Origin of the sequence: Serratia marcescens, from assembly GCF_029846115.1 — a bacterium.
GTDB lineage: Bacteria > Pseudomonadota > Gammaproteobacteria > Enterobacterales > Enterobacteriaceae > Serratia > Serratia marcescens_L.
The window spans coordinates 2,402,676-2,415,158 of the sequence record NZ_JARVZZ010000001.1 but is presented as its reverse complement, the minus strand read 5'-3'; the positions used below and the strand labels follow the sequence as shown (position 1 = coordinate 2,415,158).

Here is a 12,483-nt window from a genome sequence, read left to right as displayed (position 1 = left end):
TTTTTATTTTCCCGCCAACGAATGCCCCCGCTTGCCTTGCAAAACAAACGGATCTACATGTATAGCTTTCCCCCGAGCGGAATCAGCCATGCATAACGACGGACGCTTCGACTTCCACCACGCCCTGCGCTACAGCAGCGACGAGCTGGCAAACATCCTCAACCACTGTTTTGAAAACTACATGGTGCGCTTCGTGCTCGACGGGCCGACCTTCGCCGCCCGCTTCGGTGCCGAAGATCTCAGCCTGAACGACAGCCTGATCGTCACCCATCGCCAGGAACCAGTGGCGGTGGCGCTGATCGCCCGCCGCGGCCGGCACAGCCGGGTGGCGGCCTTTTCCGTGCGCCCGGAGATGCGCGGCCAGGGGCTGGGCAAGGCGTTGATGCAGCGCCTGGTGGCGGATGCCCGCCAACGCGGCGACCGTCGGCTGTCGCTGGAAGTGATCGAAGGCAACGAAGCCGCGCTGGCACTGTATCATCGCGCCGGGCTGCGCATCGTGCGCACCCTGACCGGCCATCAGGCACCAGCGGAAGTGCCGCCTGGCACGGCGGTGCTGCAGGCGGTCGATCCGCTGACCGTCAGCCATCGCCTGACGGCGGAAGGCGCCACCGACCTGCCCTGGCTGATCGCCCCCGAATCGCTGTTCAAGCTGCCGGGCAAACCGCAAGCCTATACGCTCAATCGTCAAGCCTACGCCGTGGTGATGCCCGGCGCCGAGCACTGCTGGCTACGCCTGATCTACGTGCCGCCGCAGCACCGCGGCCAGGGGCATGCCCGCGCCTTGCTGGCCGCCCTGCAAGCGCAATTCGCCCCTTTGCCGCTGGCCGCCAACGTCTTTGTGCCCGAGGTGGCCGCCCCCTTCTTTACGCATCTTGGCTGGCGGCAGGATCCCCTGCGCCAGTTCGAGATGGATATGTTGCTGGACAGCCCACAAGACTAAAACCAAGAGAGATAACGATGGCAGGAAAACAGGCAAGGAAACTCACCCTCGGCGCGGCGGTTGGCGTCGCGCTGCTGACGTTGGCCGGCTGCGCGCAGCCGCCGCACACCGACGCTCAGGCCCAGCAGCGGCTGGCGGATCAGTCAGTGCTGGCGGTGAACTGGTTCCAACAGTCCGGCGAATACCAAGCGCTGGCGCATCAGGCGTTCAACAGCGCGCAGCGCGCCTTCGATCAGGCTAAGGCCGCGCCGGGCCGTAAAAAGGCGGTGGTGGTCGATCTGGATGAAACCATGCTGGATAACAGCGCCTACTCCGGCTGGCAGGCGCAGCAGGGCCAGCCGTACGACGGCGCCACCTGGGCCCAATGGACGCAGGCCGAACAGGCCGGCGCGGTACCGGGCGCGGTGTCATTCGCCCGCTACGTCAACGCCCATCAGGGCACGATGTTCTACGTGTCGAACCGCAAGCAGAGCGAATACGCCGCCACGGTGGCCAACATGCAGAAGCTCGGTTTCACCGGCATGTCGGAAAAGACCGTGCTGCTCAGCACCGACACCTCCAATAAGCAGGCGCGCTTCGACGCCATCAAACAAGCCGGCTATGACATCGTGGTGTACGCGGGCGACAACCTGAACGATTTCGGCGCCGCGACTTACCACCAGGACAATGCGCAGCGCCGGGCGTTCGTCAGTGAGAACCAGGGTAAGTTCGGCACCGAATTCATCGTGCTGCCCAACCCGCTGTACGGCGATTGGGAAAGCGGCCTGACCCGCGACTACAACAAGCTGACGCCGCAGCAGAAGCTGCAGGTGCGCCAACAGGCGATCAAAGCCTGGCGCGGGCGCTGATTCAGGAATAGGGAGAAATGCCCCATATAACCTAATATTTTATCAAAAAGGGATTAACGGAGCATGCCGCCGAACCAATGGGGATATTGGCTCGGCGGCGAGAAAATGAGAAAATGCAGGCGTTAAAAAATAGACAAAGCAGATTGCAAATCATTAACTCGTCGCGCCGTCGACGTTAGCGTAACTTTTTGGCCAAAAAACAGACAAATCTATGAACGATATAGAAAAAAACTACCGTCCCTATGATATAAGTTAGGCGCTCCGTCGCTGTCTCATAGTGAAAGAAAAAATAGATGCATAAAGCAAACATCACAATAAGCAGCAGCTGAAACAACACGTCGTATAAGAACTTCATGCCTCTCTTGAACACGCCAGTGTCTTTCATTGTGCTTTGAACTCCAGAATGTCCAGTATCTTCATAAACGCCCCCTCGCCATAACGGTTACGGACGCTCAAAGCGTCGATAAAAGGTTTCATATACGGCTTAAGCAGGAAGTAAAGAAAATCCAGGTTTCCCGCCCGCCGTAATTTGTAATACACCGGGGCGTTCTCTCGCTCTAACTCAAAGGTCTTGTAGATACAATGTTCGACCAGCCCCCCACTCGTCAGGAAAAACCCCATCGAACCGGCAGAAAATTTCGACAGGAACGAGGCACCGCCTGCCGCTATGACCTGATTAGCTATAGTCGCAGCGACGACACCACTGGTGAGCAGTCTGCCAGCTACCGATGAACCTATACCTCCATAAACCCTGTCTTGCATATCTTTGGGGATATAATCTGTGAACGCGTTAATAACTATGCGGATTGCTCGTAAGATTTGATGACGATTGAATATTCCAGAGCGGATAGCACTAATGAGACGGATACGTTCCGTCTGCAAACGCCAACGATTGCCCGTATCAAAAACGCTCAGCGCTAAATATCCCAAATCAATCGGTATCGATACCGCCCCTTGAGCCAATCCAACAACGCTTCCCGGTGAAACAAGCACTTTCACTATCCTTTCAGCAATATCAGAGTAGTTCATCCTTTAACCCTCTCGATTTTAACCGCCCGGAAAACGCAGCGGCATCTATTCTTTGATTTAACCTGGCCGTAACATAACCAACAAGACAAGGATCTTCAATGTCAAATGGCTATTAGGGACTTGCAACATTATTACAGAACTTTCTCGAAACAGACCGCCTGCAGGTTACCTTGGTAACGGCCATAGTTTTCGCGTAGCCGATACCCCTGAGCCAGATAAAACTTGATGGCACGCAGGTTCACTCTTCGAGTTTCCAGCCACAGTTGGCGATACCCCAACCATCGAGCCTGTTGTTCCAGAGCATGTAATAATTTACGACCAATACCATTGCCAGGCTCGCGTACATACATACGTTTTAACTCCGCAACGCCAGAAGTTAATCGACGCAGCGCCCCACAAGCTACGGCTTCATCAGCAGCATTGCGTACCAACATAAAACAACCTCCATCCGCTTCTATAGAAGCAGGATCAAACGAGGATGTACCGCTATCGCCGGTGATCTCAGCGAGTTGCACCGACAATTCCGCCATCAGTGCCAACGCGTCTGAGCTATCGACTTCGCTTAATAGTATTCGAAGCCTCACAGCAGTTTGTACATATAGCAGGTGGCCTCCAGCGCCCCGCCGTCGCTGGCGCGGGCGTATTGTGGGATGTCGCCCGCCGCTTCGAACCCCAATTGGCGGTACAACCCCTGCGCCGCGCTGCCGCTCAGGGTATCCAGCACCAGCAGGCTGCGGCGATGACGCGCCGCCAGCGCCTGCACTTCCTGCATCAACAGCCGCGCGACGCCCTGCCGCCGCGCCTGCGGGTGCACCATCAGTTTGACCACTTCCGCCCGGTGGCGGCCATTGTCCGGCATCGCCAACAGCAGCTGCACGGTGCCGACCGGCCGACCGTTCGCGAGGGCCACCAGCATCGCGCGCTCTCCCCGCGCCAGGGCCGGCAGCAGCCCCTGCCAAAACGCCCGCGCCTGATCCACCGTAAAGGGCATGACAAAACCGATGCTGGCGCCGTGCGCCACGCTGGCGTGCAGCATCTCGGCCAAGTCGTCCATGGCGTTTTGCGCCGCGTCGGCGCCCCACTGTTGCAATTCAATCATGGCTATGGCCTGCAGATAACGAGCGTGTAATGGGCCGGCTCATCGCCGGGAACATGGAAACGGGAAGCACCGAACAGGCGGTAGCGCAGACAATCGCCGGGCGACAGCCGGAAAACGCGCCCTTCCAGCGTCAGCTCCAGTTGCCCGGACAGCAGCCAGAGGTGATGCTCCAGCGCCGGAATCGACGGCAGGTCGTAATCGATCTGCGCGCCGGCATCGAGCCGGGCTTCGATAAACTCGGCCTTATACAGCGCGGCAGGCGGGGAAACGGAGCGACGGTGAAAACCGCTGGCGCGATCGATCCACACCGGCTGTTGCGGTGGCCGCAGCAGCTCCGGCGGTTCGTCTTCGATTTCGCTCAGCAGGCGCGACATGGTCAACCCGTAGGCGGCGCACAGCCGGTTCAGCAGCGACGCCGTCGGGCTGGTTTCGGCGCGCTCCACCCGCGAGAGCGTCGCCCGGCTCAGGCCGGTGCGCTGCGCCAGCGCCTCCAGCGACCACCCCTGCTGTTGGCGCAAATCCGCCAACCGCTGCGCCAACTTCTGGTCGGCCGTCTCCAAACCGTTATCCATCGCTCACACTCCGTTATAAATCCCATATAAGAGAAATAATCTCAAAATAGAGATATGGCAAGCGAATTTTAAAAAATGCCGCGCAGCGCGATAAATATCAGCAGGCTCAGCAACACCACCGCCAGCATGTTGCGCAGAAAGAACGCCAATATCACCGCAAACACCGCCCCCCACAGGTAAGGATTATCCGGCGCGGCGCGCAGCTGGTCGCCGCTGAAGGCGACAATCGGCCCGCAAATTGCCGTCAGTACCGCCGGCACGGAAAAGCTCAGCAGGGTTTTGACGCGCGGCGATAACCGCAGCGGCAATCCCGGCGCCAAAAAGCAGTAGCGGTTGAAGAACACCACCAGCCCCATCAAGACTATCGTCAGCCAGATCATCGGCGCCCCCCGCTGCACAGCAGCCCGACCAGCATCGCCGCCACGGTGGCGATCACCAGTGCGCCCGGCGTCTGGAAATGGTGCAACACGATGGAAAGCAGCAGCGCGGTCAGCACGCAGGCCAACACCGGCAGGCTGCGCACCAGCGGCACCACGATGGCGATAAAGGTGGCGACGATGGAAAAATCCAGCCCATAACCGTCCAGATCCCCGGCGCTGCCGGTGGCTACGATGCCGAGCAGCGTGGAGAGAAACCAGCACAGGTAAAAGGTCAGCCCGGCGCCCAGCGCATACCAGCGGTCGAAACGCGCCGGCGCCTGTTCGCCGGTCAGCGCGAACAGCTCATCGGTGAGCAAGAATCCCAGCGCCAGCCGCCAGCGTAACGGCAGCGGCGCAATGCGCTCCCGCAGCCGCAGCGCATAGAGAAAATGCTGGGCGGTGACGAAAAAGGTCGACAGCAGGATCGCCAGCAGCCCGGCGCCGCCCTTGATCATGCCCATCGCCACCAGCTGCGCCGCCCCGGCGAACACGATGGCCGACATGCCCAGCCCCTGCGCCGGCGTCAGGCCGTTTTGCAGGGCCATCGAGCCCGCCAGTATGCCCCACGGCACCACCGCCAGGCACAGCGGCAAGATCGCCACTCCCCCCTGCAGCGCGGGGCGCAGGCGGGCAGACGGCGGCGTGATGAGGGGGATTGAATCAGTCATGGGCTTCTCCTTCGGTTGAAGAAGCCAGCTTACGGCGCAGGCGCACACGGGTATTGCACCCGATTGCCCGACTATTTCAGCGATTTGACGTAGTCGCCCGGCGTGATGCCCATCGACTTGCGAAAATGGCGGTGGAAATGGCTTTGATCGTGAAAACCGCAGCTCAGCGCGCTGTCCAGCACGCTGCTGCCGGCCTTCAGCATGCCGCGCGCCTTGCGCAGCCGCGCCTGAATTTGATAGGCGTGCGGCGGCAAACCGGTGGCCTGCTGAAACTGCCGCAGCAGGTAATAAGGGCTGAGCGCCACCCGCTCCGCCAGCTCCAGCAGCGAAATGTCCGCCTCGGGGAAATCGTCGAGAAAGGCTTTCACCCGCGCTACCTGGCTTTGCGCCCGGCTCTGCGGCGTGGGATCGATGCGGCTTTTACCGTGCCGCAGCATCAGCCAGGTCAGCGCCGAGAACACCATGGTCTCTTTCATCAGCCGGTTCTCATCGCTGCGCAGCAGGCTGAACGCCATCCGCAGCTGGCCGGCCAGGCCGACGTCGTGCACCACCGGGTTGGGGAAATAAGGCGTCGCGCCGGCGCCGGTTTTCAGATCGCGCGACAAAAAGGCCAGCAGCTCCGGCGTCGGGTACATCGCCTGATACGACCATCCCTCTTCGGTGGCGGAACTGCCGGTGTGGATGTCGTCGGCGTTGACCAGAATGATGCTGCCCAGCGGCGCCACGTGTTCGCCGCCGGTGCGGTAGAAGCGCTGGGCACCGTCATCGATGACGCCCACGCAGAAGCCTTCATGGCTGTGGCGCGAGAAGGTTTGGCGGCGGTAGGTGGCCTGCAGCACTTCCAGCCCGCCGAGATCGTCGACGTGCATGAAATGGGCCTGTTCCCGGGATGCTTTGCGCGCTATGCCTTCCGCCTTCATCTTGCCTACCTCCGCTGAATGAGCGCCATTCTAGCACTCGCGCGAGGGCGGGTTTTGTACAAAATTGCCCGTCTCGGCGCCCGGCGGCGCGATCGCCGCGCAGCGCCAGGCGCTGAATACCGCCAGCAGCGGCGCCAGCGCGAACGCCAGGAACAGCCAACGCGCCGCCGACGCTGCGCCCGCCGCGCCGCCCGGATCGTTCAGCCCCGCCAGATTGGCGATCATCCCGGCCAGCGCCGCACCGAATGCGGTGGCGAACAGCTGCACCGTGGTAATCGAAGCGCCGGCGATGTCTTTGTCCGCTTCGGGCGCCACCTGCAAAATGCGCGTCAGCAGGTGCGGCCAGCCGAAGCCGATGCCGAATCCCACCAGCAACAGCGCAATGACGATCGGCGCCAGCGCCTGCCAATGGCCGCCGGACGGCACCGGCATCAGGATCGCCAGCGCCAGCAGCCCCACCAGCACAAACAGCGGCCCGCTGACGATCGCCCGGCGAATGCCTGCCCCACGCCAACCCGAGCTGAGGATCTCGGACAGCGTCCAGCCGGCGGCCATGGCGGCGGCGATATAGCCGGAGATCAGCGGCGACTGGCCGTGCAGCAGTTGCAGGAAATAAGGCACGAAGATCTCGCTGGTCATGCCGATCACCAGCAACGCGGTCGTGATGTAGAGCGCGGCCAGCGATGAGCCGCGCCGCAGCGCGCCGTGCGGCAACAGGCGGGCCCTCGAGTGCGCTTCACGCTTCAGCAACCAGGTCATCAGCAGCAGCGAGAGCGCGATGCCCGCCAGGTTGATCCAGGCGCTGTGCGCCAGGCTGCCGGCGGACACCACCAGCACCGCCACGGTCAGCAACAGCAGCTGCGCGGTCGGCAACGGCGCAGCCGCCTGCTGCGCTTTGCCCTTGGGCAGGATCAGGAAGGTAAACGCGGCGTACAGCGCCATGATCGGCAGCAGAATGCCGAAGGCCCAGCGCCAGGCGTTCAGCTCGGCGAAAATACCGCCTACCGCCGGCCCCACCAGGGTGGCGATGCCCCACATCGCCGAGATGAGCGCCATGGCGCGCGGCCACAATCGCTGCTCGAACACCAGGTTGATCATCGCGTAGGAGAGCGCAAAGATCAGGCCGCCGCCGAAGCCCTGCACCGTGCGGCCGATCAGCATTACCGGCATGCTCGGCGCCAGCGCGCACAGCGCCGCCCCGGCGATGAAAAACAGCGAAGCCACCAGATAGGCGCTGCGCGCGCCGTAGCCGCTGAGCAGCCGGGCCGACAGCGCGGAACCGAGGATCGACGCCACCACGAACAGCGTGGTGTTCCAGGCGTAGAGATCCAGCCCGCCGATATCCTGCACCACCGAGGGCAGAATGGTGGTGGCGACCAGAATATTGATGGCATGCAGCGCTACGCCGAGCGAAAGCGCGATCGCACTGGCCGCATTTTTGCCGGAGAAAAGGTCGCTCCAGCGGCTATCGTCATGGGTTATCACGGTTGTCGTCCTGTTTTCAGAGGAATGGCATTGAGTTGATCATAAGATTGCGTTAAATTTAACAAGAGTTATCTTGGAATAAGTTAGGGCGAGGCGGAGAAATATGTCAAGAATAAACTTGGAAAATAGCGGCAGCACCGCACAATCGGTCAGTGACCGCTTGCTGACGCTATTGAAAACCCGCGGCCCGCAGCAAGCTTCTGACGCAGGAAAGGTGCTCGGCACCACCGGTGAGGCGGCCCGCCAGCAGTTCGTCAAGCTGGCGAAAGAGGGGCTGGTCGAAGCGGTGGCGGAAACGCGCGGCGTGGGCCGCCCGGTGCAGCTGTGGCATTTGACCTCGGCCGGCAACGCACGCTTTCCCGACACCCATGCGGATCTGACGGTGCAGCTGCTGCGCACCGTGCGCGACAAGCTGGGCGAACAGGCGCTCGACGTGCTGATCGAGACCCGCGAGCAGGAAAACCGCATCAACTACAAGCAGGCGATGATCGGCGCCACCGATCTGCGCGAACGCGTGGCGCGGCTCACCGAAATCCGCTGCCGCGAAGGGTATATGGCCGAATGGCGCCAGGAGGAGGACGGCGCCTATCTGCTGGTGGAAAATCACTGCCCGATCTGCGCCGCCGCCACCGTCTGCCAGGGCTTCTGCCGGGCGGAGCTGAGCATCTTTACCGAAGTACTGCAGGCACAGGTGGAGCGCGCCGAACACATTCTGGCCGGCTCGCGCCGCTGCGCCTACCGCATTTCGCTCCTGTAACACCGGTTTTTGCCCACGTTTTCAACCGGTACAGATTATTCTGCTTGTGCACCCCGCACCTTCCCTTCTAAGGTTGAATTAACGAACATTCAGGCAAACGGCGGGCCTCGCGTCCGCTCTGGCAAATCCGTCGGCGCTAAGCGCGCAGCGGCAGAGTAACCCCACGGGAGTTGAACGATGAAGAAGCCGCATGCCGGATTCTGGCTGGCGACGCTGGGACTGGGCGTTTGCTGGCTGCTGGCGCTGCTGACTCGCGATCGGCTCAATGGCATACTGCTGGCCGGCGCGGCGCTGGCGCTGATCTTTACCCCTGCCGCCCGCCGCAAAGGCGCGGCCCTGGCGGCCCTGGGCGGCATCGGCATGGATGGGCTGTGGAGCTACAGCGGCGTGCTGCACTACAGCGGGGAACACGGCCTGCCGCTCTGGGCCCTCGCACTGTGGATCGGCTTCGGCTGTTGGTGGTATTGGCTGCTGGACGTGGTCAGAGCGGCCCCCTGGCCGCTGGCGGTGCTGGGCGCCGCCGTCGGCCCCTTCGCCTACGCCGTGTCCTGGAAGCTGGACGTGTTGCTGCCCGGCGTGCCGCCGGAGTTCATGCTGCTGCTGCTGGCCATCGGCTGGTCGATTTACCTGCCGGCCGTCAGCTGGCTGCAGTGGAAACGACGGGACAGCTGAACGGCGGCCGGGAAAAATAATGCCGAAAGCCATTGCTTATCCGCTGCCCGATCGGGTTTACTGAGCATTCTAATAATAATCATCCCTGCAAAACACAATCCCTATGCTTAGCCAACCAAGCCGTCGCGTCCTGCCGTTGATCGGGGCGTTGTTCACGTTATATATCGTTTGGGGTTCCACCTATTTCGTCATTCGCCTCGGCGTCGCGCAATGGCCGCCGCTGATGATGGCCGGCATTCGCTTTCTGACCGCCGGCATCGCGCTGTTCAGCTTCCTGGCCTGGCGCGGCCATGCGCTGCCGACGCCGAAGCAGTGGCTGGCCGCCGGCGCCATTGGCATTCTGCTGCTGGCGGTAGGCAACGGCCTGGTGACGGTGGCGGAACACCAAGATGTGCCGTCCGGCATCGCCGCGGTGATGGTGGCGACGGTGCCGCTGTTCACCCTCTGCTTCAGCCTGCTGTGGGGCATGCGCAATTCCAAACTGGAATGGGCCGGCATCGCGCTCGGGCTGGTGGGCATCGTGCTGCTCAACACCGGCAACAACCTGGTGGGCAACCCGACCGGCGCGCTGCTCATTTTGCTGGCGTCGGCCAGCTGGGCCTTCGGGTCGGTATTGGGATCGCGCATCTCGCTGCCGGCCGGGCCGATGGCCGGCGCGGCGGAGATGCTGGTCGCCGGCGTGGTGTTATTGGTCGCCAGCCAACTGAGCGGCGAGCACCTGACGCAGATGCCGAGCACCAGCGGCTTTCTGGCGCTGGGGTATCTGATCGTCTTCGGCTCGATGCTGGCGATCAGCGCCTATATGTTTTTGTTGAAGAACGTGCGCCCAGCGGTCGCCACCAGCTACGCCTACGTCAACCCGGTGGTGGCGGTGCTGCTCGGCATCGGCTTTGCCGGCGAATCGCTGGCGCCGCGCGAGTGGCTGGCGCTGGCGATCATCGTGGCGGCGGTGGTACTGGTGACGCTGGGGAAATACCTGTTCGCCCGCCCGGCCCGCGTGCAGGCCATCGACAGTGAACGGTAGCGATCGCAAAGGGCGGTCTGCGGGTCGCCGTTAAAAACGATTCTTGTTTCACCCGGCGAAGGGGCTATAATTCCCGCTGTTCCAAGCAACCTGCGAAATTATTCCTATGCTGAAAAAAGCGTTCGTCATCGTCATCGCCCTGTGCGCCTTTGGTTCTCTGGGCGGCGTATTCCTCGCCGGGCTGAACATCTACACCCGTTCCACCACCCCGCACGAAGAAAGCGCGCCTGCCGGGGATGCCGCCGCCACGCCGGCGCAAACCGAAACCCTTCAGGCCAAGTGATCGTCCATCCAACGCTGGCAGCGCTGCTGTAAAAAGCGCTGCAGCTGCCTGACGCGTTCCGACACCTGCGAGCGATGCGGGCAGACCAGATTGATCGGCACCGCGTCGCTGCGCCATTCCGGCAACAGTTGCACCAGCCGCCCGGCGCGAATATCCGCCGCCACGTCGATCGCCGACTTGCGCACCACGCCGTGGCCGGCCAGCGCCCAGCGCCGCGCCACCTCACCGTCATCGGTAAAATAGCTGCCGTTCAGCGGCACTTCGACCAGCTCCTCACCGCGCCATAGCCGCCATTCCACCTGCCGTTTGCCGCTGGGCTGATACACCAGAATGCTGTGCCGGGCCAGATCGGCCGGCGTTTGCGGCACGCCATGCCGCCGCAGGTAATCCGGGCTGGCGCAAATCAGCCGCCGGTGCTGCGGCAAGATCGGCAGCGCCACCAGCGAAGAGTCGGCCAACGGCCCGAAACGCAACGCCACGTCCACCGGTTCGCGGAACAGATCGGCCTGCCGATCGTTGATCAGGAGCTGCAGCTGAATATGCGGATGCTGTTGCCGGAATTCGTCCAGCCAGCCCAAGAGCAGATTACGGCCGAAATCCGACGGCGCGGAAATCTGCAGCACCCCAGACAGCCCCTGATGCTTTTCGCGGATCGCCTGCTCCCCTTCGGCCAACGCACCCAGCGCCAGGCGCGCGCTGTCGAGATAGCGGGCGCCCTCCTCCGTCAACCGCAGGCTGCGGGTGGAACGCACCAGCAGCCGCGCGCCCAGCTGCTGCTCCAGCCTTTTTACCGCAATGCTGGCCGCCGCCGGCGTCATATCCAGCGCGCGCGCCGCGGCGGAAAAACTGCCGCCGTCCACCGTGCGGACAAACACCTCGAGATCGGCAAATGAGGTCATGTATTTCCCTTCTTGGAGAGCCGGATTCACGGCGTATTGGATTGACGATAAAACGCCCAATTGTTATGATTAGATCATAACAAATGGAGCTTTGATCAATGGATGAACACAACGGACTGGACTACATCCTTAGCCTGCATGGCACGCGGATCAATCGTGAAGATGGCTATTGGTGGAAAATCGAGGCCTGGACGGTGACCCAAACCGCCTTTATCCCTCACGGCATCCGTTACAATTTGACCCTGCACGATAACCACAATACCCGGGTTTTTGGCATAGACAACGCGCATGCCATTAAAACCCCTCGTAAAGGAAAATTTTCAGGCCGCGTCGTTTACGATCATCAACATGATTCCCCGACGGACAAAGGCTCACCCTACGAGTTTTATTCCGCCTATCAGTTGGTGGAGGATTTTTTTACCCGGATAGATGAAGTCATACGCAAGAGAGAAAATCGAGGTTGATGATGAAAGCACTGATTGGCGTGATGCCTGAAGAACTGATTCGCAAGCGCATACTGGCGATCGCGAAAGGGGAATACCAGCCTCAGGAACGTGAACCCAAAGTCTGGTTCACGTCGATGATTGCGCTGGCCCAGGTGCTCAGCAACGAGAATATCGCCCTGCTGCGTCTTATCGACACCGCTCGCCCCGAGACCATCAGCCAACTGGCCGAACTGTCTGGCCGCCAGGTCAGCAACCTGTCGACCACGCTGAAAACACTGAACGGGCACGGCCTGGTGGCACTGGAAAAACAGGGGCGTTCGGTAAAACCCCGGGCGCTGTTTACCGACTTCGAAATTATCGTGGATCAGAAGTTAAATGCCCGCTTTAGCGCCGCGTGATCTTTAAAATTCATTAACAAGTGT

17 protein-coding genes are annotated in these 12,483 nt (G+C 61.5%); 8 read left to right on the top strand and 9 right to left on the bottom strand.

Annotated elements, in window-relative coordinates; translation table 11 throughout:
* The first annotated feature begins 88 nt into the window (after positions 1 to 88).
* Positions 89 to 940, top strand: coding sequence for a GNAT family N-acetyltransferase (locus QDT79_RS11370; RefSeq protein WP_107227393.1), 852 nt, complete (start codon positions 89 to 91; stop codon positions 938 to 940).
* A 17-nt stretch (positions 941 to 957) separates the two neighbouring features.
* The gene (locus tag QDT79_RS11365) at positions 958 to 1,788 is read left to right on the top strand and encodes a 5'-nucleotidase, lipoprotein e(P4) family (protein WP_130018421.1); all 831 of its coding nucleotides are present in this window, start codon (positions 958 to 960) and stop codon (positions 1,786 to 1,788) included.
* Between the two features lie 381 nt (positions 1,789 to 2,169).
* Here QDT79_RS11365 and QDT79_RS11360 read toward each other — a convergent pair whose 3' ends face one another.
* The 8 genes from QDT79_RS11360 to QDT79_RS11325 all read right to left on the bottom strand — a co-directional run bounded on the left by QDT79_RS11360 (position 2,170) and on the right by QDT79_RS11325 (position 7,980).
* On the bottom strand, positions 2,170 to 2,817 hold the full coding sequence (locus QDT79_RS11360) for an Ssp6 family T6SS pore-forming effector (RefSeq protein ID WP_107227391.1): 648 nt from the start codon (positions 2,815 to 2,817) through the stop codon (positions 2,170 to 2,172).
* 131 nt (positions 2,818 to 2,948) lie between these two features.
* Complete coding sequence (locus QDT79_RS11355; RefSeq protein ID WP_308316510.1) at positions 2,949 to 3,347, bottom strand: GNAT family N-acetyltransferase; 399 nt, start codon at positions 3,345 to 3,347, stop codon at positions 2,949 to 2,951.
* A 50-nt stretch (positions 3,348 to 3,397) separates the two neighbouring features.
* A complete protein-coding gene (locus QDT79_RS11350) occupies positions 3,398 to 3,916 on the bottom strand; it encodes a GNAT family N-acetyltransferase (RefSeq protein WP_107227390.1) in 519 nt (172 codons plus the stop codon).
* 2 nt (positions 3,917 to 3,918) lie between these two features.
* Positions 3,919 to 4,488 (bottom strand): helix-turn-helix domain-containing protein, encoded by a 570-nt coding sequence (locus QDT79_RS11345; protein ID WP_063988792.1) that lies wholly within the window; start codon positions 4,486 to 4,488, stop codon positions 3,919 to 3,921.
* 68 nt (positions 4,489 to 4,556) lie between these two features.
* Positions 4,557 to 4,868: an AzlD domain-containing protein gene (locus QDT79_RS11340; protein ID WP_038880577.1), complete on the bottom strand. Its 312-nt coding sequence runs from the start codon at positions 4,866 to 4,868 to the stop codon at positions 4,557 to 4,559.
* Positions 4,865 to 5,575 (bottom strand): AzlC family ABC transporter permease, encoded by a 711-nt coding sequence (locus QDT79_RS11335; RefSeq protein WP_063988791.1) that lies wholly within the window; start codon positions 5,573 to 5,575, stop codon positions 4,865 to 4,867. Before QDT79_RS11335 ends, QDT79_RS11340 begins: the two co-directional genes overlap by 4 nt.
* Before the next feature lie 71 nt (positions 5,576 to 5,646).
* Positions 5,647 to 6,495, bottom strand: coding sequence for an AraC family transcriptional regulator (locus tag QDT79_RS11330; protein ID WP_107227389.1), 849 nt, complete (start codon positions 6,493 to 6,495; stop codon positions 5,647 to 5,649).
* 30 nt (positions 6,496 to 6,525) lie between these two features.
* Positions 6,526 to 7,980, bottom strand: a complete 1,455-nt coding sequence (locus QDT79_RS11325) for an MFS transporter (protein ID WP_308316509.1) — start codon at positions 7,978 to 7,980, stop codon at positions 6,526 to 6,528.
* Positions 7,981 to 8,083: 103 nt separating this feature from the next.
* On the opposite strand from QDT79_RS11325, the gene QDT79_RS11320 reads away from it, so the two are divergent.
* The 4 genes from QDT79_RS11320 (at position 8,084) to QDT79_RS11305 (ending at position 10,716) form a co-directional block, all read left to right on the top strand.
* Complete coding sequence (locus QDT79_RS11320; RefSeq protein WP_308316508.1) at positions 8,084 to 8,737, top strand: helix-turn-helix transcriptional regulator; 654 nt, start codon at positions 8,084 to 8,086, stop codon at positions 8,735 to 8,737.
* A 177-nt stretch (positions 8,738 to 8,914) separates the two neighbouring features.
* A complete protein-coding gene (locus QDT79_RS11315; RefSeq protein ID WP_063988788.1) occupies positions 8,915 to 9,409 on the top strand; it encodes a DUF2878 domain-containing protein in 495 nt (164 codons plus the stop codon).
* 103 nt (positions 9,410 to 9,512) lie between these two features.
* A complete protein-coding gene (gene yedA / locus QDT79_RS11310; protein WP_308316507.1) occupies positions 9,513 to 10,433 on the top strand; it encodes a drug/metabolite exporter YedA in 921 nt (306 codons plus the stop codon).
* A 106-nt stretch (positions 10,434 to 10,539) separates the two neighbouring features.
* Positions 10,540 to 10,716, top strand: a complete 177-nt coding sequence (locus tag QDT79_RS11305; RefSeq protein ID WP_016928550.1) for a YohO family small membrane protein — start codon at positions 10,540 to 10,542, stop codon at positions 10,714 to 10,716.
* Here the strand turns inward: QDT79_RS11305 and QDT79_RS11300 are convergent.
* Complete coding sequence (locus tag QDT79_RS11300) at positions 10,704 to 11,615, bottom strand: LysR family transcriptional regulator (RefSeq protein ID WP_063988786.1); 912 nt, start codon at positions 11,613 to 11,615, stop codon at positions 10,704 to 10,706. The two genes, QDT79_RS11305 and QDT79_RS11300, sit on opposite strands and share 13 nt — an antisense overlap.
* Before the next feature lie 98 nt (positions 11,616 to 11,713).
* Here QDT79_RS11300 and QDT79_RS11295 point away from each other — a divergent pair, with 98 nt between their 5' ends.
* Both QDT79_RS11295 and QDT79_RS11290 read left to right on the top strand, forming a co-directional pair.
* A complete protein-coding gene (locus tag QDT79_RS11295) occupies positions 11,714 to 12,079 on the top strand; it encodes a toxin-antitoxin system TumE family protein (protein WP_063988785.1) in 366 nt (121 codons plus the stop codon).
* Positions 12,079 to 12,459, top strand: coding sequence for an HVO_A0114 family putative DNA-binding protein (locus QDT79_RS11290; protein ID WP_077267519.1), 381 nt, complete (start codon positions 12,079 to 12,081; stop codon positions 12,457 to 12,459). Before QDT79_RS11295 ends, QDT79_RS11290 begins: the two co-directional genes overlap by 1 nt.
* Positions 12,460 to 12,483 lie beyond the last annotated feature (24 nt).